We start from the raw sequence: 21,677 nt of genomic DNA, 5'->3' as shown, positions 1-21,677 counted from the left end.
AAAAAATTTCATTGTTTACTTACCTAATCACAGTAATGAATATAAAAATAAAAAAAGTCCTCTTATAGATTAACTCTATAAAAGGACGAATGATCGTGTTACCACCTTAGTTTGAAAGCAAATGCTTTCCTCTACCCAACGTTTATGAATCGTGAATCGTATCATAAAGATTGGTGTTTCTTTTAACGGTGAAACCTCCGAAGTTGCCTACTTATCGACAAACTTATTCTCCAAGGCCATTTTCAGTCTTTTGTCCATAACACTTTTCACCAGCCAGTGTCTCTCTAAAATGTACGCCAAACTTACTTTCCTCATCAACGAAATTTTATTTATTTGTTGAAATGAAGTTTACGCTAGCTACTATTTTTTGTCAACTGCAAAATAAAATTTATTTCTGATGATTGGTAGATAAATACAAATGAATGGCGCCATTATAGCTTTTATAAAACATAAAATAAATTTTCAGCCAACAATTTGCAACCCCTTTCAAAAAAGTGCACAAAAAAACCACTTCATTTTGTGCACACTGTCCTAACGATTAAAAACGTTTACATTTATACTATGAATATAGTAAAACAAAAAAAGAAAAAGAGGTAGAAATTATGGTACAAATGGCATTAAACCACGTTTACAAAAAATATGACAATGCGGAAAACTATTCCGTTACTGATTTTAATTTAAATATTGCCGATCGTGAATTTATCGTTTTTGTTGGTCCTTCAGGCTGTGGTAAATCAACAACTTTACGAATGATTGCCGGTCTTGAAGATATTACAGAAGGCGAACTTTCGATTGGTGACAAAGTAATGAATGATGTGGCACCAAAAGACCGCGATATCGCAATGGTATTCCAAAACTACGCACTATATCCGCATATGACAGTATTTGATAACATGGCATTTGGTTTGAAATTACGTAAATATAACAAAGAAGATATCAAAACTCGGGTAGAAAATGCAGCTGAAATTTTAGGCTTAACCGAATACTTAGATCGTAAGCCAGCCGCTTTATCTGGTGGGCAACGTCAGCGTGTTGCCTTAGGTCGTGCTATTGTGCGAGATGCAAAAGTCTTCTTAATGGATGAACCTTTGTCAAACTTAGATGCTAAATTGCGGGTAGCAATGCGGGCAGAAATTGCTAAATTGCACCAACGTTTAAATACAACAACGATTTATGTAACCCATGACCAAACTGAAGCGATGACCATGGCTGACCGAATTGTTATCATGAAAGATGGTTTCATTCAACAAATTGGTACGCCACAAGAAGTATATGACACACCAGTAAATGTCTTTGTAGCAGGTTTCATCGGCTCTCCAGCAATGAACTTCTTCAACGTTACATTGAATAACGGTGTAATTACAGATGGCTATGGCTTAAAATTACGCATTCCAGAAGGTAAAAACAAAATTTTAGTAGAAAAAGGCTACGAAGGTAAAGAAGTTATCTTTGGTATTCGCCCTGAAGATATTCACTCTGAACAAGTAGCTATTGAAGCTTCACCAGAAGCAACAGTTAACGCTGAAGTAGTCGTTTCAGAATTACTTGGGGCTGAATCAATGCTATACACTAAAACTGGCGAAACAGAATTCGTTTCAAAAGTTGATGCCCGTGACTTCCACAAACCAGGTGAATTCATTGAATTAGCTTTTAATATTAATAAAGCCCACTTCTTTGACAAAGATAGCGAAAATGTTATCAAATTACCTTAATTTTGTTCATTTCTTATTTCCCATAAAGGCAAAAAACGTTCGCAAGCGCGAGCGTTTTTTGTTTACTTGACTATACAAAAAACCGTCACGTCAAAACGTGACGGTTTCTTTTAAGCAGCAAGCTCTTTGGCTTTTTCTTGTTCTTCTTTCAATAATTTATTGTCATAGAATTTGATAAACGGAAACCAGATAACAAATGCTAAGATTGCACATAAGATTGCTAAAACTGCAGCTTTCCAGTCACCACCAGAACCAATAAAGGCCCCAATACCAACAGGAGATGGCCATGGCATTTGCGCTAACATCGGTTTTACAAATTCAAATTTAATTGCAAAATAAGCAAGAGACGCTGATGCCATTGGCGCTAAAAAGAACGGTAATGCTAAGAAGGGATTATAAACAATCGGCATCCCAAAAATAATGGGTTCATTAATATTGAAAATACCTGGTACAAGAGAAGCCTTACCTAAAACTTTTAATTGGTCAGATTTTGCCATAAAAGCAATAAAAATAATCAAACCTAACGTTGCCCCAGAACCCCCAACTGTAACATAAGAGTTATTAAACTCACCAGCTAGTGGATAATTGGCACCAGCAGCATTGGCTGCCATATTTGCTAGAACAATTGGTGTTAAAAAAGAAGTGATGATATTAGCACCATGTATCCCAACAATCCATAACGCATGAATTAAGAAGTAGATCACCATAATTCCCAACCAGGTATTGGTTAAATTGGTTACAAAACTAAATGGAATATAAATTACTTTAAAAATATCTGTTCCCAATGCAATTAAAATACCATTAATAATCATTACCACAAACGCAATCACAAAAGTTGGAATTAATGCAGTAAAAGAACGTGACACACCTGGTGGTACAACATCCGGCATTTTAATAACAAGATTACGTTTAACGCATAGACAATACAATTCTACAGCAATAACGGACATAATAATCCCAGTAAAAATCCCAGAAGTACCCAAACGATCAGCAAAAGATCCCATCCGAATTCCGTTAACAACTTTTTCAGTATCCGTAATTGAATTAATTAATGTCATTTTGCCATCTGTTAAAGCGATTTCAGGAATACACATGAAAAAAGCAAAAACTGCTAACAATGCTCCTGTTAATGGATTAACATTAATTCCTTTTTCATCCCGTTCGATGGCAGTTAATTCATAAGCAAAAACAATAGCAAAATAAATAGCTAAAATTCCCATCGTCATCGTATTGGCAACCATATAAAGATCACTTACTTTAAAAAAGGTTGCTTCAAAGAAATTTTCCAATCCTGAAAAAGCTACAGGTAATACATTTAATACTAAAAACATGGAACCAACAATAGTGAAAGGAATGGACGCCATCCCAGCTGCCATAACTGCCCGCACAATTTTCATTTGAGCCAGTTTTCCCATCGGCCCCATTAAATATTTTTGTAAAAAGTTAAACATATCTTACTCCCCTTTCATAAATATAAAGATTTTTCATATTGCTTAATGCGATGATAATGTTTATCCCGATTATTGCTAATATCATGTAACCGGCGTTCAATAACCAAACAAAGTAAACTCCCAACTAATAAAAACATGACAATAAAAGCTCTACCAGATACTCCTGGATTCATAAAAGGAAATACCCATGAAAATAGTGGTGTAAATGCAGATAATAACAAACCTAAATTTACTATTAACTGTAACCAATAATACATCTCTGTTTTGGGCACACTATTATTCGGCGTATTATATAATTTTGCTTGTTCAAAAACCGCTGGCAAAATACTCATTATTAAGATAGCCGGAACAAAAAACAGCTTTGAACCTACTAATAGTAATGCTATCAGCCAATATAAATTAGAAAAGAAAAAAACTGCACTAAGATACCGAACCAAAAGATAACGATTAAAATGCATATTTTTTAAACTCAATTTTTTTCGATCTAAATCAAGCGCTTTTTTATCGGTATCTTTCATAATAATTCCTCCTTTATTTTCTATAACTTCTTTTAAACGAATTATTGATTTATTATCATTCATTACTTTAAGCAAAACACTATTTATGATTGTGTTTTGCATTTTCTTCATACAAATATTTCATTTCTTGAGCCACTTCTAACAACGTCATCGTTGTCATCAAGTGGTCTTGGGCGTGAACCATGATAATTTCCATTTCAATTTTTTTGCCATTGGCATAGTCTTTCAATAGTTCAGTTTGCGATTTATGGGCGTTTAAAATTTCACTATTCGCAGTTTCTAAAAGTTCGTCTGCCTTTTCAAAGTCGTTTTTTCGCATCGCGGCAAAAGCATTATGAATTGTGGTACGGGCATTGCCACTGTTCAAAATAATCTCAAAAGCCGCAACTTGAATTTCTTCACTATTCATCACATCTTCATTTTTATTTTCTCCTGTCATATTCTTCCTCCTCTCTTTTTACATCAATTGTAAGAATAATTTACTGAAATTCTCAAAAGTTGGTTCTGCCAGCATCTGCTCTTGAAACTGTTGGCAATCTACTAATTTCACAATCGCCTTAGTAATTACAGTAATCCCTTTATTTTCAATATAAGAAGGTGAAATTAAAAAGACAAAGCGAATGTTTTCTGCTTGATCCCACTGCATGCCGTTAGGAATTAGCGCAATCGCAATTTTAGTTGAAATTCCCACTGGTAGAGCTGGATGTGGCACAACAATACTATCGCTAAAAATAATTTGTCCCATCTGCTGGCGGTGATTAATTTGTTCTAATAATTCTTTCGGATAATTTTTAGCTTCATTAACACTTAATAATTCTGCCAGTTCCACTAAAACCTGTTCTTTAGTCGGCTTCACTTTATAAAGTTTAAAATACTTTTCTCCCATCTGTTCTAGTAACATGTTTTGTTTATATTGTTCTTTTTCATCAACTAATGGCAGAGTAGTCCGCTGTCGGAGTTTGGTAGTCATTTGCTGAATCGTTTTACGAATTTTTGTTACATCTTCATCATTTAAAAAAACACTGACATGGATAACTGGAATGGGAAAAACCATCGCAGAAAGATCAATTGATGAAATGATTAAATCCGCATCATTGAGGCTCGTTTCATTAATTTCATAATAGCCTTGAACATTGGTCACGGTAATATACTTATCAAACTCGTTTACTACTCTATTTTTTAACAATTGGGCACTGCCATAACCTGTCGCACAAATGATTAAAGCATGAACTTTCCTCTTGTCTTTGGCTTTTTCCATTGCCGCTAGGACATGTAAAGTTAAATATGCCCATTCATCATCAGTGATTTGATAATCTTTTAAAATAGGCATCTGACCTAAATATTTCTTAGTCACTTCAAATGCTTGGGGATAATTGTTTTTTATCTCATCAGTCAATGGATTATCTAATGAAATCTTGCGTTCCAGACGAACTAGTAATGGTTTTAAATGATCAAGTAGACCCGTCTTTAACTGATAATCGTCACTTAAAGAATAACCTAAACTACTGCTTAATAAAGAAAGCGCATGTGTCAATTCTCCAGTTAATTCTTGATTTTCTTCTCCAACAGGATGATTTGATTTTGCCATTAAATGTAAAGCAAGATAAGAAACTTCTTCTGACGGAAAAGAGATGTTAGCAAAAGTCTCAATTCGTTTAACTATTTTTTGTGCCACTTCATACTCTACTTTTTGCGAAATATCTGCCGTTATCCCAAGTTCTTTAATTTCAAAGCCTTCTTTTAGACGTTTGATACTTAAGGCCAGATGTAAAACCAAATTTTGAATAATAATATCCGAGATTTTTAATTTGGCTTCTCTGATTTCATCTAAAATAATAATTGTCACTTCTTCAAAACTAATATCTTGAAAAAGCGGACTATTGCCTAAATACTTTTTCAGTGAATTTGTGTAATTTTTGCCAAAAAAAGTATCTAAAATAAAATGCCGTTTACTCCGCTCATCCCCATTAACAAATAGACCCACACCGTGTTTTGCAATCAGTTGTAACCCATAAGGCTTCAACTTTTCTTTAATTGCTTGAATATCCTTGCTTAACGATGAACGACTAATAAACAATTCTTCTGCTAAATCATCCAGATTTATCATTGTTTCTTCCAGTAACAATTTATTTAAAATATAATTTTCGCGATCGGTAATATCAGAAAACAATGGTAGTTTTTCTTCATTGCTTAAGGTAATTTCTTGTTTTGATAAGAAAATATCAAAATTCAGCTTATTTAAAATACTTATACAATACCCATATCCTTGTTTTGAAGTAATTTTCCCGCCATTTTCTTGAACGATTTCTTTTAAGTTATTAATATATGTGCGAATCGTGCGGTCAGACAACGACAACCAAGCGGCCAAGCTCTGGCTAGTAACAAACTCATCTTGATGACGAATCAATTGGATGAGTAATTCTCTTTCTTTTGGTCTCATTATCTTCCCTCTTTTTCTATATATTTTCTTCGATAACTTCGCTCAATTTTTGAATCCCCGTTGGAATTGGCACATATGCTTGAAAAGGTATGCTCACAACTGGTTTGCCAACTTCAGAACCTAACTTCTTGAATTTATCTAAAAACATTGTCGTCTGAGGAGAAATAAGAAATAAATCAAAATCACTCGTTTTAATCATATTATCTCCCTCTGTAGCTGAAACTGCATCGACTACAATATCTTCTCCTTTATTTTTAAAATACTCGGTTGTTTTTGCGGCCATCATTGAAGAAGACATCCCCGCTGCACAAATAATTAAAGCTTTTTTCATCATAATTCCCTCCTGAAATTTATTTATACGTTGCTACCATTGGTTTTAATAACATCTTGATACCAATAAAAAGAATCTTTACGGCTTCTAGCCAAAGTACCATTTCCTCTATTATCTTTATCTACGTATATGAAACCATAACGTTTTTCCATTTCACCTGTGCCAGCAGAAACCAAATCAATGCATCCCCAAGGCGTGTATCCCAATAAATCTACACCATCTTCTATGACAGCTAATTTCATTTGCTTAATATGTGCCTTTAAATAGTCAATTCGATACTCATCGTGTACACTGCCGTCCTCTTCTTTTTTATCATAAGCACCAAAACCATTTTCAACAATAAAAAGAGGTAGGTGGTACATATCTGTAAACCAATTTAACGCATATCTTAACCCCACCGGATCAATTTGCCAGCCCCAATCAGAAGCTTTAACAAACTCATTTCGAACTAAATCTTTTGTTTCATCATAATCGTAATAATGATTTTCCTCCCGATATTTTATTGCGTGAGACATATAATAACTAAACCCAATATAATCGACCGTGCCTTCTTTTAAAGCAACTTCATCTTCTGGCGTAAAATCAATATCTATTCCCTTACGTTGCCAGTATTTCAAAATATGATTTGGATAAAAGCCATGGACATGAACATCACAAAAATAATAACGTTTCTCCATTGCTTTTAAAGACATTAAGGCATTTTCAGGTTTGTCATTTAACGGATATAATGGAGAAAAAGCAATCATACAACCAATTTGAAAATCAGGATTAATCATTTTCCCAATTTTTACGGCTTTTGCACTTGCGACAAGTTCATAGTGAGCAGCTTGATACATGATTGCTTCACGATCTTCTCCTTCTTGATAAAAAACACCTGAGTTACTAAAAGGTGCAAAATCTTCATGATAGTTTGCTTGATTATTTATTTCGTTAAAAGTCATCCAATACTTCACTTTATTTTTATATCGTTTAAAGCAAACTTCAGCAAATCGTAAGAAAAAATCAATTAATTTGCGATTACGAAATCCACCGTACTCCGTCACTAAATGATAAGGAAGCTCAAAATGAGAAAGTGTTACCACTGGTTCAATATTATATTTTAAGCATTCATCAAACAAATCATCATAAAATTGTAAGCCCGCTTCATTTGGCTCAGTTTCATCTCCATTTGGAAAAATACGCGTCCAAGCAATTGAGGTCCGAAAACACTTAAAACCCATTTCTGCAAATAACTTAATATCTTCTGGATAACGATGATAAAAGTCGATTCCTTCATGGTTGGGATAATATTCATCAGCTAAAACACCCTTTGTGATAGCGCGATAATGAGTTGGCGAGCCTACTGTCATAACATCAGCGACACTCACGCCTTTTCCACCTTCTTGCCAGGCCCCTTCAAGCTGATGTGCAGCTACTGCTCCTCCCCACAAAAAATCATTTGGAAAACTAGTGGTCATTTATTCTCCTCCTTACGTTTTTAATTACATACATAGTATATTTTGTAAACGCTTTCTAAACAAACGAATTATTTCCTTAGCAATCCGGAAAAAAATTCCATTTTCTTCTTATAAACAAAATCTCAGAATATTATATTCAGTAATTTTTCGTTGTTGAATTTAAAGGCTAAATATTAACTGTTTATAATAAAAGTTAGGCCACTTATCTTTTTTCATTGCATACAAATTTTTATAAATTAAAAATCATTGCTATAAAAGCTAAGCTTCAATAGCAATGATTGTTTTTCATTTATCTAAAATAATCTTCAGCAAGTCTTTCATAAGCCGCTTGTTCTTTTTTATTCGGTATAAAGTGAGTACCGGTTATTTCTTTTTTTATTTTCGGTTGAAAGTATAAATAGTATAAACCAAAAATTGGTTCATTCTCTGATGCATAAATACATTCTGCTCCAAAAATTGTACTTGCTAACTGCGCAAGTGCCGGCGTTTGAAAGAAGCCACCACTCACTGATAAGATTTGGTCAGGAGCTACCAATTGAACAAGTCGTTTGATATTTAAAAGCATACCCTCAATCACACTGCGCAATAAGTCTTCTCTAGTATGATGTAGTGCTAAATCATAAAATCCCCCTTTAGCGTTCTCATCCCAAAGTGGTGCTCTTTCACCATTCAAATAAGGTAAAAACCGTAAACCATGCGAACCTACAATAGTTTTTTCAAGTACATCTGGTAATTGTTGATAAAATGCCAAAGTGTCTTTTGCTAATTGCTCAGCTGACCACTCTAATAATGACGCACCATTGTTTGAAGGAGCCCCAATGACAAAATAATCTTTATTCAAATAATAACAAAAATTTTGCTTAGTAGGTTCTAATTTTATACTATTAGAGATTTGTCGTACTGCAGCACTCGTTCCAATTGTTAAACTTGCTGTCCTTTTTGTACGATAAAAACTAGCATACGCTGCTAGTGCCCCATCGCTAGCACCTGCTACAACTCTTACAGTTGATGCAAAACCAAAGTAGCGAATTTTTTCTGAAGTCATCTGAAAAGATGCCGTAGTATCAACTATCTCAGCTAATTGGTTCGTATCAATCGCTAGATACGATAAAATTTCTCCACTCCATTTTTGATTTCGCAAATCATAGTAGCCCGTTGCTGAAGCACAGGAACGATCAATTATAAATTTCCCCGTAAAATATTCTAAAACCAATTCTTTTAAGCCTAACCATCGCGTTACTTTTTGATACTTATTAACTTCTTTAAAATAAAGCAATTTTGCAAAAGGAGACATGGCATGAATAGGTGTACCCGTTAACTGATAAAAATGTTTTGCCAATTTCGTTTTAGAAAATTCAGTAATTGTTTTTCCTGCCTGTAAGTCTGACCATAAAAAAATCTTTTGACTATTAGCTGGCATCAGACTATGCATTGCCGTACTAAAACTAATTATGGAAATTTCTGCTCGTATATTTTTAGGGATTAAAAGTATCCCCTTTTCTAACGCTTCAATAATCTCTGAAGCATGCTGATATCTTGCCTCTCCATCTTCATATGTTGTCAGTACCAAGCTAGTTTCAAATAATAGTTGTTGTTCTTTTATTACTCCTAGTTTAATCGCTGTAGTTCCAATATCAATTCCTAAAAATACAGTCAAATTTATCCACCTCTATTTTAACTCGCTTAAAACATTCTTCTTATTCTAGCATAAGACTGCTTTTCACTAAAACTATGATACTTCAATTCAATTATATTACATTCAATCAAAGCCAAAAAAAGACGTCGATACTATGATCGACGTCTTACTATTCAAAAATTAACGGTGAATATAAGTTAAACCAGAAGCGCTTATCGTTTCAATGTTTGGACCAGTTGGAGATGAGAAGCCCATACCACCTTGTGAAATTGTGATTGTGTTGTTAGCAGCGTTGTATGATTCTACGTAAGCTACGTGTCCATAAACTGGATCTGCATTCCAACTACCTACACTTTGTCCACCAGCAAATACTACAACTGCACCAGCAGCCGGTGTACCATCAACGCGATAACCATCAGCTGCTGCTGAAGCACCCCATTGTGCACCATTACCCCAATAAGTTCCTACCCAAGGAGCAACTTGTTTTACATACCAAGTACATTGACCTTGTGCATACATGTTACCTGAACCTGAATGATCAATACCGCTACCAGAGCCACCGCCCCAGCTACTACCATTGTCATTGTTATTGTTATTATTTGAGTTATTGTTGCTTGAATTATTTGAGTTATTAGAATTGCTTGAGTTACCTGAATTACTTTCTGTATTGCCTGTTTGGTTTTCTTGAACTGGTTTACTTGTTTCAGTAGAATTTGAAGTTGAACCAGTTGAATTACTTACAGGTGTAGTATTTGATTCTTGTTGCGCTTGAGCAGCTAATTTTTCTTGACGAGCTGCTTCTTCAGCGGCTGCTTTTTGGGCAGCTTCTTGTTCTTTGCGAATACGTGCAGCTTCAGCTTCTGCTTCTGCTTTTTGTTTATTTAATTTGTCTTTATCACTCTTAGCAGTTGCTTCTTCTGCTGCAAGGTTTGCTTTTAAAACATTTAATTCAGCTTGTTTGTTTGCAATATCATTTTTTTGTGTTTCCAATTCTTTTTGCGTTGCAGCTAAAGCATTGACTTTTTCTTCGTTTTCTTTAACTTTTGTTTCAACGGCTTGTTTATCACGTTTTTGCTGTGCGACTAAGTCATTGTTTGCTTTAACAATTGTTGTCATCGCTTGAACACGACCAATAGCGTCTGATAATGAATCAGATTCCACTACAGCATCGATAAAGTTCGTGCTTTGACCATTGACTTGTACGTCACGGGCTTGCTTTTTAATTGCTTCTTCACGTTTAGCAATACGCACTTTTAATTTGGCAATTTTATCTTGTAGTTTCATTGTGTCGTTGTTTAATTTATCTTGTTTTGCTTCTAAGTCACTTACTTTTTCAGCGACTGCAGCAATTTCAGCTTCTAATGGACTAATTTGGTTCGCTACATCAGCTTGTTGTCCTTTTAAGCTGTTAATTTTTTGATCTTGTGCTTCAATTTTTTCATCAATAGTATCTGCAAAGGCTACATTACTTGGTACGGCAGCAAGTGTTAGTGAGCAAACTAATAATGCTGATAACAAACTCTTCTTCACGTAAAATTCCTCCGAATGGCGTCTTATTTAATAAATAATAATTACAGGTTAAAAACTTAAATTTCTTTTAACGCTAAGAGCAGTTTAACATAGTGATGTGTCAAACAAATAATAACTATGTTACAAAATTGTTTCAAAACATCCTGTTTTTTTTACAGTTATAAAAAAAGTGATTAAATCAATGATTCTAGCTAGATATCCGCTAAAATTTATTCTTTTTTTTGTTCTTTTTAAGCAAAAAAAGTGTCTTTTTTATGCAATTAACTAACGTTTTTGTCATTTGAAAGTAGAAAAATAATATTATTTGCTAATAATATTTCTTCAACTTTACTTTATCCTTTTTTTACACTTTAGCTGGAAAAATTCATCATATCTACTATCTTATGAAAACAGCTAATCTCCTCTACAAATAAAAAAGCCAGCTAGCTGGCCCAGACTATAGATAAAAGACGTTCCAAAATCGTAATTCAATTTTGGGACGTCTTTTTATATGTTTCCTTTTTTATACCTTATCTAAGTTTCTCAAAAGAAGAACATTACTATTGGAGTAGCGGGATCAGGGTATCTACTATTTTTTCTGGTGGTGTTGCTGAAGCAAATCGTTTCACAACATTCCCATTACGATCCACCACAAACTTGGTAAAATTCCACTTAATGGCTTTTCCTAACCCTTTTTGCTGACTTTTTAGAAATTGGTATAGTGGCGCAGCCTCTTCACCATTTACCTTAATTTTTCCAAATGTTTTAAAAGTTGTGTGATAGCGTAACTGACAAAATTGTTGAATTTCTTCATTACTACCAGGAGCTTGGTTTCCAAATTGATTGCAGGGAAAATCTAGTATTTCTAGACCCTCTCCTTGATATTTTTGGTATAAATTTTCCAAACCTTCATACTGAGGAGTAAAGCCACAACCTGTTGCAGTATTAACAATCAATAATACTTTTCCCTTGTAGTCCTCTAACGAAACGGGATTACCACTAACATCTTTTACAGTGTAATCATATATTGTTTTCATCTGCCATTGCCCCTTTACAAATAAGGTATTTCAATCAGTATACGTTACCTTTCTTTCTTTGAATAATTTTTTGTTTAGCAGAACGATTCTGATCCGGTAAAATTTTCCTTTTCAAATGTATAGAAAAAATCAGTTTAGTAATTATCTTCTTAGTTGCATCTTATTTCTAAGACAACAAAAATAGACTGGTCTTAAAACATAACGTAGTAGCTAAATCATTTAACCAACGCTAGACCAAGTCTATTTTATCTTTCACTACTTAAGCTTGCTGCCATTTTTCACTGTAAGCAGTCGCTGTCTTTGTTACTTTTACATAATTATTTTCTGCCACACCTTGAAAGAGATTGCCCCCAACCCCAACCAAAAGTGCACCTGCTTTTTTCCAGTTTAATAAATTATCCAAATTAATGCCACCAGTCGGCATAATATTAATTTGCGGCAAAGGTGCTTTCACACTTTTAATTAACTCTGGCTCAAAATTATTAGCTGGAAACAACTTCACAATTTCAGCACCACTCATTAATGCCTGTTGCATTTCAGTGATAGTCATACACCCTGGTAGATAAGGAACTTGATATAAGTTACAAATTTGTGCCGTTTCTAAATTGAAACTTGGACTAACAATGAATTCTGCACCAGCTATAATAGCAAGTCGAGCTGTGGTAGCATCTAATACCGTACCTGCTCCAATTACTACACCACTTGATAGAGGATACATTTTTTTTAATTGTGTAATTACAGAAGCTGCATCAGGGACAGAAAAAGTTATTTCAAGCCCCAAAATACCACCTGCTACTACTGCTTGTGCTGCTTTTAAAGCCTGCAACTCTGTTTGTTCACGAACTACTGCAACAACCCCTGCTTTTTCAAGTCGCGATAAAACTTCCCCTTTTTTCATAGCATTATCCTACTCGACGTTCACATGTTCATGTAGTGCATCTTCATTAGAAGTTTGATCACGAGCAGCTAATTTTAAAGTCAACGCATCTAAAGTAATATGAACAGTTTGGTCAAAAAGACTTGATAACAATTGCACTGATTGAATACCCGCTCCTGTTTTTGTCGCACCAGGAACAACAATAACTTTATCAGCTAATTGGGCTAGTGGAGAGTTGGGATCACTCGTTAAAACTACAATATCTAAGCCTAATTTTTTGGCCGCTGTGGTGTCTGCTACAATTCCTTTTGTCGTACCTGATCCAGAAATAGCGACCCAAGTATCTCCTTTTTGAATCGATGGCGTAATGGTTTCGCCCATGACAAAGTCTGTATAACCAATATGCATCAATCGCATTGCAAAACCTTTTGCTTGAAAGCCGCTTCTTCCAGCTCCAATAACAAAAATTCGTTTGTCTTTTTTAAATAATGGCAAAGCTTGATCAAGTTGTGATTCATCAACTAACGCCATTACTTGATTAATCTCGGTCATAATTGTTTCAATTGTTTTCATAATGAACTGCCTCCATAAATTCTTTTACTGCCTTTACTGGATCTTGTGCTTTGGTAATCTTTGAGCCGACGATAATAATTTCCAAAATTCCTTGTTCAGCTAATTTTTTCGCCTGCATCAAATCAATTCCACCAGCAATTGCTAAACGTTTAATTGTCGGGAATTTTTCATGAAATGCCGCTACACTTGCAACTGCATCTAATTTATCTTTACGATCAATTGAATGATGTAACGCATAAATTGCTGTTGGGAAATCTTTTATCATGGCAATTTTTTCGTCTGTTACTTCTAATAAATCAATCATCATCGTTTTGTTTTCTTTTTGTGCGACTTCATAACAAGCTGCTAACGTATCATAAGAGGCCGCCCCCATCACAGTCACAATATCCCCGCCATGTGAAAAGGCTTGATTAAATTCATAAGCGCCTTCATCAATTGTTTTACTATCAACTAACAATGTCGTTTGATTTAGTTTTTCTTTCAATCTTTGAATGGCAACATTACCATAATCTTTAACTAGTGAGGTGCCCATTTCCAAAATGTCCGTTTTACCCTCTAACTGTTTTGCTAATGCTTCAGCTTCTGACAAGGAAATCCGATCAATTGCCGTTTGTAACTTCATCTATTTCACCTTCTGATTTTGTAAAAATTCCGCTAATTGTTCAGGTGTTGGGTAGCCGTCATTATCCCCAGGAGATTGAACAGCCATCGCACCAATCGCATTGGCTCGAATAACAGCTTCTTTTAATTCTTTTCCTTCAATTAATGCCGTAATCAAACCAACGGCAAAACCATCTCCGGCACCAACTGTATCAACAACTTTTTCTACCTTAAAGCCAGGAACTGTATAACTTATGCCATCTTTTAATTTCACAAAAGCACCTTCTGTTCCTAATTTTACGATAACTGTTTTGGTTGCAGTACCATTATTTAAATAAAAGTCAGCAATAGCTTCTGGATCACGACTACCCATCAAAATTTCGCCTTCATTAATTCCAGGTAAAACAATTTCTGCGTGAGAAGCTAAATCGTTAATCGTTTCTACCATCTCTTTTGTGCTTGCCCATAATTGTGGTCGTAAATTAGGATCAAAAGTCGTCCGTATTTGATGTTTTTCCAGTAATTCAATCAAGTAACGAAACGCGCTTTGTGCAGCTGGGGAGATTGCTGGAAAGATACCAGATAGATGCGCCATTTTCACTTCCGAAAAATCAATCTTATCTAAAACTTCTTTTTCAAAATGAGCAGCAGCCGATCCTTTCCGGAAATAAAAAATACTTGGATCACCATCGCTTACTCTATCTTTTAATTGAAAAGCTGTCCAAAAATCTGCTGTTTCTGAGATATAGTCTGTACCAATTTTATTTTCGTGTAGCCGGTCAATAATAAATTCACCAAATGGGTCTTTTCCCACTTGGGTAATATATTCGCTACTATGACCTAAACGTGAAACACCCACGGCTACGTTAACCTCAGCACCAGCCAAAAATTTTTGAAAATGAAGTGCATCTTTTAAAGATTTATCTACTTCTTCTGATCCAAACAATGCAATTGGTTCACCGATTGTTAAAAATTCACTCATGTTAAATTCCTCTTTTCTTTTATTTTAAAGTAAAATATATGCTGCAATTAAATTTAAAACTGTTGCGGCCCACGCCCATGGTAGACCCGTTAATAAAAATGTTTTTGTATCAAGTCCGGCGTATTGGACCGACCATAAATTCCATGATTGTGTAATACATGCAGACACACCCATCATAGATGGCACAACGAGTAAGCCATATAAAAAGTATTGATCAAACATTCCAGTTCCCACTAAAATCGCAGCTGTAGCGGCACCTGCCCCATAAAGCATCAACGGTCCACGGAAGTAAGAAAGTGGTGCGATAATAGCGACGATAATAATTAACGCTAATTTGTTATCGGGAATGATTTGTTGAAAGACGGTCGTAAAACCAGACATCGCATGAACAGCCGCTGATTGGAACATAGTTAAAACAAACAACATAATTAATAATCCTGCGATATCACTAATCGCATGTTTAGCTGTTTCATTCATCATCATGACAAATTTGGTATATTTCTTCATATTGCCAGTCGCTGCAAAGGCAATAATTGTTGAAAGAAGTAAAGCAGGGACTGCATCCCATTTTGCAAAAATACTTAATGCTACTGGTAATACGGGTAAAATGTAAGTCCAAATTGGAACTTCAACGATTTCTTCTTCGGTCTGACTTTCAACAATTTCTGGTTTTCCATTCCGAATTTTTTTAGCATTAAACAAGATGAATAAGACTAAAATAATCATCTGAATTCCCATCGCCACAAACCCAAAGCGTTGATAGTGTGGTCCCCACGCAACTTTAGGGAAGAAAACTTGAAATTGAACGAATAAGACATTATTAACATACATAGCTGCACCAATTGCGATTGTAAAAACAGATACCGCAATATTACGAGGCACCCCAATCGAAAACATAATTGGAAATAAAATGACACCAACAGCAATCGCAGAACCAACGCCATAAGAACTCGTGAAGATTAAAGCGATTACAAAAGCAATTAAAATAGTTGCCAGTACTGGGCTTTTTTTGCCCACTTTTTCCGTTTTTCGACTGATACTTCCGGCGATTCCAGTATCAACTAACACACGACCAAACCAGGAACCAAAAATAATGTACGCCGCTGTTTTACCATAATTCAAAACTGGTTCAGTAAAAATTTCTTTAATCGCTTGGTTAAAAGGTACCAAGCCTATCATCGTCCACAACACTGCCATCACGAAGAAACCGACAGTTAAGTTGCCACCTTTCATGGCGTAGATGACAAATATGATAAAGGTTAATGCAAGTAAAATTCCAGTTATTGCGCCACCCATGTTTTAGGCCTCCTAATATTTGTTTAGCTCACTTAAAATACGTTGATAATTTGATACTGGTTTTTTATGATCTTCTACAAAAAAGTCATTTTCTAAATGATTAAATTTTTGAATTAAATAATAAGCGGTTAAGTATGCTGCCAACGCTTCTTTCGCTGCACCTTCCATATTTTCAGTATCAATTTCAGGTCGATTAATTGTATCCATAAAATGATAAGCAAATTTTTCAGCATCAATTTTTGTTTGTTGGTCACTCATTTTACTTCCTCCTCTAAAAGACTTTTTGCTTCTAGGATTTCTTCATTAGTATTCGTTGGGTATTCAATTGCAATTGGAAGATTAGCTGGTAAAATACCTAGTACTTTGCGCCAATCAATAACACCGTGATCTAATCCTGTGGCTTGTGGTTGATCATTTTCATAACGAACATCTTTGACGTGAATGTAATGTACATATTCTGCTAATTCTTCAGCTGCTTTTATTTCATCTTCCCCCACAAAACGCCAGTTGCCTAAATCATAGACATAACCAATACCTAAATCTGTTGTTTTTACAGCAGTCATATATTTTTTTATTGCTGCAATAGTCCCCGAGGTTTGGGTTTGATCATTTTCAATCGTTATCCCTACCCCAGAATCAACAAGCGCTTTCAATTCTGTTGTATGAAGTTCACCCTTAAAGTCACCAATATTCCACTTAATTTGCTTAACTCCCATTGCTTTTGCCTCTTGTATATACCCTTTTAAATTGGGATTAATATTACCAGCAACGTAGACTTCATCTGGCACACTGTAAAATAATGTCAGGTTCAAGCGAGATGCTTCTTCTTTAATAAGAGGTATTTCTTTTTTTATATCTTTAAAGTATTCTCTTCTAATTTCTACTGCCTGAAAATCGAGTGCTTTACTATCGGCTAATAATTCATTTTGTAGGCTACCATTTGCAATTTTGTCAGCAAAAACTAAAAAATTAAGTACAATCTGTGTATTCTTCATAAATCCCATCCTCTCAATTAGTTAACCGGTTTCTATACACAGATAGTAAACCGGTTTCCAAAGAATGTCAACGGTTTCATAATTAAAAAACAACACTTGAAATATTAAAACAGCAAAGCGCTTTAGGAAACCGGTTACCTAAAGCGCTTTGCTAACTATTATTTTTTTTTAAAAAAACTTTTATTTAGACAGATTTACGCCAACGAATTGTCGAAGGCACGATAAATTCTGCGGGTTGCTCGCTATTTTCCACGACTATCTTTAACAATTCTGCTGCTGCAACCTCACCGATTTTTTGCGAAGGCTGTTCAATACTTGTAATACCTGGTCCTACAAGGGCTGTCAAACTCCAATCATCAAAGCCTGTTATCCCAATTTCATCTGGCAAAGTAATTTCTTTATTAATTAATACCGTTAAACTTTCCATTAAAACACGACCATTTGATGCAAACAGAAGTTTTTTGTGCGGCTTTGTTAAGATCGTATCGATCGCCTTAATCAATTCTTCTTTACTGTTGACTTCTATGATCTGACATTTTTTGTTGGCGGCTAAAACGGTTTGAACAACTGTTTGAGAACGCAATTCACGCGTACTAACATTTTTAATGGGTTCACTTAAGACAAAAAATTCTTCATATCCTTGATTTAAGGCTTTTTCTAAAACCTCTTTCGTTGCCGTAACATTATTAGTTAAAACAGAGGGCCATTGTTTTGGTTCTGTTTGGCGATCGACTAATAAAAGCGGAATATTATGTTTTTTGATAAATTCATATTGTTCAGATTGTCTTGCAGAAGGTTGCAAAATGATACCTTCTACACTTTGATCTAGTAACCGTTGCAGTAATTCTTTTTCACGGCTAACAGAATTGCCAGCATCCATAATAATCATTTGGAAGCCACTTTTTTCCAAAATTGTCCCGATTCCTTTTAATAATAAAGAAGAATACATATTTGAAATATCCGCCACAACCACGCCAATTAAATAACTATGCTTTGATTTTAGCGCTTGCGCTTGTTTACTAGGACGATAACCCAAACGCTGAATAACTTCGGCAATTCTTTCTTTTGTTTCTTTAGACATATTGCCATAATTATGGTTTAAAAAACGTGAAATAGTGGTTTTGGAGACACCTGCTGCTTCAGCTACTTCTTTGATGGTAATTTTTTTCATTTTTATATTCTCCAACGAGGTATTTTTTCTTATTGTAGCGAACTTTTTTTTAAAAGAAAAGAGCGGAGCAGATGGCAGAATCTTTTTTGATAAGAAAATCGACTAAAAAAAGACAATAACATCTAAAAACCCCAAAAAGTTAGACTTTTTAGGGCTAGGAGTTTTTACATTATGGTTTAATATAAGCATAGCCTTCTTGTTGTAAGTTAATTAAATCCAAAACGCCAGCTGGAACAATTTTTACTGTTGCTGGTAAATCTGCTTCTGTCATGTGAAAAGCTTTCAGTGCATTTTGGCAGGCGTGAAAAGAAACATTGGGATTTTCGCTTATAAATTTTTGCGCCTGTTTTAACTGATAACTTTGAATACCGCTTCCGTTAACCAATAAAACAACTTCAGCGTTTATTTCTAAGTGAAGTAAATTGCGAATATTATTTGTGGCCTCTTGCCACTTCTCCATTTCATCTACATGAAATACAACTTTCATCCTGTTTCCTCCTTTAAGATACGTTTTAACTAAGCATAAATTTTTTTAGTAAAATATTTCAGTAAAAATGGCGAGCAAAGTGTCGTCAATAAAATAATTAAAACAAATGCAGAGTAATACTTTTCGGCTACCAGTTGGGCTTGAAAACCGAGCTGAACAATGATTAATGCCATCTCTCCTCGCGAAACCATTCCTGATCCCACCATCAGACTACTATGATTGTTAAAACCGGCCAATTTGCCGCCCAGAAAACCACCAATTAATTTAGAAAAAATTGCAATCGCCGTCAATGCGATAATAAGTAGCAACTGAGAACTAATGCCGTCAAAGGAAATTTCTAGACCAATGCTGACAAAAAAGACTGGAATAAATACAGCGTAGCCAATTGCCTCAGTATTATGTGAAACTTCTTGCCACACTTTTGTTTGTCCAATCGCTACCCCGGTAAAAAATGCCCCAATAACCGAACTTAAGCCAATAAAATCAGCTAAATAAGACATCCCCAAACATAAAATCAACGAGACAATAATGATGGAAGACTCTGCCATTAATTTTTTACTCAATTCCATTAAATATGGTGCACCCCAACGAATCAAAAAGAAAATTGCAATGAAAAAGAGTAATTGTTCAACTAACATAATCCCTAATGAATTATGGCTACTAGACTGCGTGCCTATAAAAGACATACTCAAACTGACAATTAAAACAACTAAGATATCATCTACCACCGAAGCCCCTAAAATAGTGGAACCTTCTTTAGTATTAATCACATTTAATTCTTTTAATACTTCAACAGAAATACTGACTGAAGTAGCGGCTAGTATTAGTCCTAAGAAAAATGATTGCGTCAGCTGGATGTTAAACAGCATTCCGCCTAGCGTTCCCATCAAAACTGGCAGAAAAATTCCTAAGATTGCTACATACATTCCCGGGCGAAAATATTTTTTTAATAGTGACAGGTCACTTTCAATCCCCGCTAAAAACATCAATAAAATAACGCCGATTTCCGAAAAATCTTCTACTAATATATCAGGATGAACAAGTTTTAGCCCGGCATTACCTAATAATATTCCGACTAATAATTGCCCGATGACAGCTGGTATCCCAATCCGGCGAGAAAAATGCCCCGCAATTGTTGTGCTAGCTAAAATCAAACATAAAATCCCAATAAATTCCACTATTTACACCTTCTTTTTTTTCACCATGATGTGCTTTAAAACGCAATACAAGGTTTGCTATCAGTCTATCCAAAAAGCTGCGGAATGAAAAATAAAAGGACTTATTTGTTATTTCACATCTCAAATAATTAATTAAAAACGATTAGTAGCTAGAAAAACAGAAACCAAACAAGTTGATTTCTGTTTCTTTCTTAACAGTATTTCGCTTAATGGTATACCTCTAAATGAGCTGGTAAAACAGTGATTGTAACCGGTAGAATATCCCCTTTGTCACCATCAACATTAGTCGCGAGTTTTTTATCGCTATTTTCTAACGAAATTACAGCTTGGTCAAAAGCTAAATAACCGACATTTTCAGTTGCCTTAGCGACACCTTTTAGTAAATCTGGGACGGCTTTAATGGTATCGATTAAAGAAGGATCTTTTAGATAAATTAAATGGAGTTTTCCGTCATCTACTTTTGCTTCAGGCAAGAGCGATTCAAAACCACCAATTGAATTCGTAGAACCAATTAATAATGTGCTACTTGTGATTTCTTGTTTTTTGCCATCAATTGTCACTAAAAAAGAATAAGTTTCATTATTTGATAATTCTTTGAAGCCAGAAATAAAGTAAGCCAACTTTCCAAATTTCGTTTTTTGCTCACTATCCACATTGTTAATCGCCTCAGGTATTGTTCCTATGGCGACAACATTCATAAAATAAGAATCATTAATCTTACCTATATCTAACGGCGTTGTCTTAGTAATTGAAAAATTAGCAATAGCTTTTTTAGGATCAAGGGGGATATCTAAAGCGCGGGCTAAATCATTGACTGTACCTAAAGGAAAGAAACCAAATTTAGGACGATATTTTTCTTCGGCTAAACCACTGATGCCTTCATTTACCGTTCCATCTCCTCCCATAACAAAAACACTGTCATATCTTTCATTTGCCGCTTTTTTGGCAAATGACTTAGCATCCCCTTTTTGTTCAGTCTGACAAATCTTCACTTCATCAAAAGACTGATTCAATTTTTCTTGTGCGAGTTGTTGATATTCTTTGGCCTTTTCGCCACCTGAACTAGGATTAATAATCAAAAGTGCTTTTTTCATTGTATACCTCCTCTTTACTTCCTATTACTAGCATATCATGAGCATAATAACTCAGAAAAGTTTGACGCCCGTGATTTCTTTTACTATTAACTAGTAAACAAGTGCCATAATGATAATTTGAGTGCAACATCAAAAAAGTTCTATCCAAATAAAAAAACAAAAAACTAACAGTGATACTACCCAAGCAAAAAAAGACTTCACCAACTGTGAAGTCTCTTCAAAATAAATTAGGAGCGAGAAAAGATTTTTACTCGCAATAATTGAGTTACATTTTTCTTTTAAACTACTATTCAATCGGTCACTTATTTTTTCCGCTACTTTTTGTTAACTCTT

At 34.8% G+C, this 21,677-nt stretch carries 21 protein-coding genes and 2 other annotated features (1 of these 23 cut by a window edge); of the genes, 1 reads left to right on the top strand and 20 read right to left on the bottom strand.

Annotated features, from left to right (window positions below; genetic code table 11):
• Positions 1-40 (bottom strand) — a binding site (T-box leader); it reaches 197 nt to the left of the window's first position.
• Between the two features lie 38 nt (positions 41-78).
• Positions 79-327, bottom strand: a binding site (T-box leader).
• A gap of 275 nt (positions 328-602) precedes the next feature.
• Positions 603-1,712 carry an ABC transporter ATP-binding protein gene (locus RU96_RS00290; protein ID WP_071863555.1) on the top strand — a complete coding sequence of 370 codons (1,110 nt, stop codon included), beginning with the start codon at positions 603-605 and terminating at the stop codon, positions 1,710-1,712.
• A 110-nt stretch (positions 1,713-1,822) separates the two neighbouring features.
• Here the strand turns inward: RU96_RS00290 and celB are convergent, their stop codons facing one another.
• From celB to RU96_RS00190, 20 genes are all read right to left on the bottom strand, one after another.
• Positions 1,823-3,163, bottom strand: a complete 1,341-nt coding sequence (celB, locus tag RU96_RS00285; RefSeq protein ID WP_071863554.1) for a PTS cellobiose transporter subunit IIC — start codon at positions 3,161-3,163, stop codon at positions 1,823-1,825.
• 14 nt (positions 3,164-3,177) lie between these two features.
• Positions 3,178-3,681: a hypothetical protein gene (locus RU96_RS00280; RefSeq protein WP_071863553.1), complete on the bottom strand. Its 504-nt coding sequence runs from the start codon at positions 3,679-3,681 to the stop codon at positions 3,178-3,180.
• 79 nt (positions 3,682-3,760) lie between these two features.
• A complete protein-coding gene (locus tag RU96_RS00275) occupies positions 3,761-4,090 on the bottom strand; it encodes a PTS cellobiose transporter subunit IIA (RefSeq protein ID WP_071863776.1) in 330 nt (109 codons plus the stop codon).
• 48 nt (positions 4,091-4,138) lie between these two features.
• Complete coding sequence (locus RU96_RS00270; RefSeq protein WP_071863552.1) at positions 4,139-6,121, bottom strand: BglG family transcription antiterminator; 1,983 nt, start codon at positions 6,119-6,121, stop codon at positions 4,139-4,141.
• Between the two features lie 16 nt (positions 6,122-6,137).
• Positions 6,138-6,452, bottom strand: coding sequence for a PTS cellobiose transporter subunit IIB (locus tag RU96_RS00265; protein WP_071863551.1), 315 nt, complete (start codon positions 6,450-6,452; stop codon positions 6,138-6,140).
• Between the two features lie 23 nt (positions 6,453-6,475).
• Positions 6,476-7,909 (bottom strand): 6-phospho-beta-glucosidase, encoded by a 1,434-nt coding sequence (locus tag RU96_RS00260; RefSeq protein WP_071863550.1) that lies wholly within the window; start codon positions 7,907-7,909, stop codon positions 6,476-6,478.
• Between the two features lie 289 nt (positions 7,910-8,198).
• On the bottom strand, positions 8,199-9,566 hold the full coding sequence (locus RU96_RS00255) for a gluconokinase (RefSeq protein WP_071863549.1): 1,368 nt from the start codon (positions 9,564-9,566) through the stop codon (positions 8,199-8,201).
• 159 nt (positions 9,567-9,725) lie between these two features.
• Positions 9,726-11,075: a CHAP domain-containing protein gene (locus RU96_RS00250; RefSeq protein WP_071863548.1), complete on the bottom strand. Its 1,350-nt coding sequence runs from the start codon at positions 11,073-11,075 to the stop codon at positions 9,726-9,728.
• Positions 11,076-11,614: 539 nt separating this feature from the next.
• The gene (locus tag RU96_RS00245) at positions 11,615-12,091 is read right to left on the bottom strand and encodes a glutathione peroxidase (RefSeq protein WP_071863547.1); all 477 of its coding nucleotides are present in this window, start codon (positions 12,089-12,091) and stop codon (positions 11,615-11,617) included.
• Between the two features lie 259 nt (positions 12,092-12,350).
• A complete protein-coding gene (locus RU96_RS00240; protein ID WP_071863546.1) occupies positions 12,351-12,989 on the bottom strand; it encodes a bifunctional 2-keto-4-hydroxyglutarate aldolase/2-keto-3-deoxy-6-phosphogluconate aldolase in 639 nt (212 codons plus the stop codon).
• 9 nt (positions 12,990-12,998) lie between these two features.
• Positions 12,999-13,541: a 6-phospho-3-hexuloisomerase gene (hxlB, locus tag RU96_RS00235; protein ID WP_071863545.1), complete on the bottom strand. Its 543-nt coding sequence runs from the start codon at positions 13,539-13,541 to the stop codon at positions 12,999-13,001.
• A complete protein-coding gene (locus tag RU96_RS00230; RefSeq protein WP_071863544.1) occupies positions 13,528-14,163 on the bottom strand; it encodes an orotidine 5'-phosphate decarboxylase / HUMPS family protein in 636 nt (211 codons plus the stop codon). The genes hxlB and RU96_RS00230 overlap by 14 nt, the downstream gene beginning before the upstream one ends.
• On the bottom strand, positions 14,164-15,123 hold the full coding sequence (locus tag RU96_RS00225; protein WP_071863543.1) for a sugar kinase: 960 nt from the start codon (positions 15,121-15,123) through the stop codon (positions 14,164-14,166). It lies immediately after the preceding gene.
• 24 nt (positions 15,124-15,147) lie between these two features.
• Entirely contained in the window at positions 15,148-16,419 is a 1,272-nt protein-coding gene (locus RU96_RS00220; protein WP_071863542.1) for a gluconate:proton symporter, read from the bottom strand.
• A 12-nt stretch (positions 16,420-16,431) separates the two neighbouring features.
• Positions 16,432-16,677 carry a hypothetical protein gene (locus tag RU96_RS00215; protein ID WP_071863541.1) on the bottom strand — a complete coding sequence of 82 codons (246 nt, stop codon included), beginning with the start codon at positions 16,675-16,677 and terminating at the stop codon, positions 16,432-16,434.
• Positions 16,674-17,414 carry a sugar phosphate isomerase/epimerase family protein gene (locus RU96_RS00210; protein ID WP_071863540.1) on the bottom strand — a complete coding sequence of 247 codons (741 nt, stop codon included), beginning with the start codon at positions 17,412-17,414 and terminating at the stop codon, positions 16,674-16,676. The genes RU96_RS00215 and RU96_RS00210 overlap by 4 nt, the downstream gene beginning before the upstream one ends.
• 184 nt (positions 17,415-17,598) lie before the next feature.
• A complete protein-coding gene (locus RU96_RS00205; RefSeq protein ID WP_071863539.1) occupies positions 17,599-18,585 on the bottom strand; it encodes a LacI family DNA-binding transcriptional regulator in 987 nt (328 codons plus the stop codon).
• A 169-nt stretch (positions 18,586-18,754) separates the two neighbouring features.
• Positions 18,755-19,072 carry a DsrE family protein gene (locus RU96_RS00200; protein WP_071863538.1) on the bottom strand — a complete coding sequence of 106 codons (318 nt, stop codon included), beginning with the start codon at positions 19,070-19,072 and terminating at the stop codon, positions 18,755-18,757.
• Between the two features lie 29 nt (positions 19,073-19,101).
• Positions 19,102-20,250 (bottom strand): cation:proton antiporter, encoded by a 1,149-nt coding sequence (locus RU96_RS00195; RefSeq protein ID WP_071863537.1) that lies wholly within the window; start codon positions 20,248-20,250, stop codon positions 19,102-19,104.
• Positions 20,251-20,456: 206 nt separating this feature from the next.
• Positions 20,457-21,344, bottom strand: coding sequence for a diacylglycerol/lipid kinase family protein (locus tag RU96_RS00190; protein WP_071863536.1), 888 nt, complete (start codon positions 21,342-21,344; stop codon positions 20,457-20,459).
• Positions 21,345-21,677 lie beyond the last annotated feature (333 nt).

The sequence above is a fragment of the Enterococcus canintestini genome (genome assembly GCF_001885735.1).
In the GTDB taxonomy this organism is placed as follows: Bacteria; Bacillota; Bacilli; order Lactobacillales; family Enterococcaceae; genus Enterococcus_C; species Enterococcus_C canintestini.
This window is presented reverse-complemented; position numbering and strand designations above follow the sequence as displayed.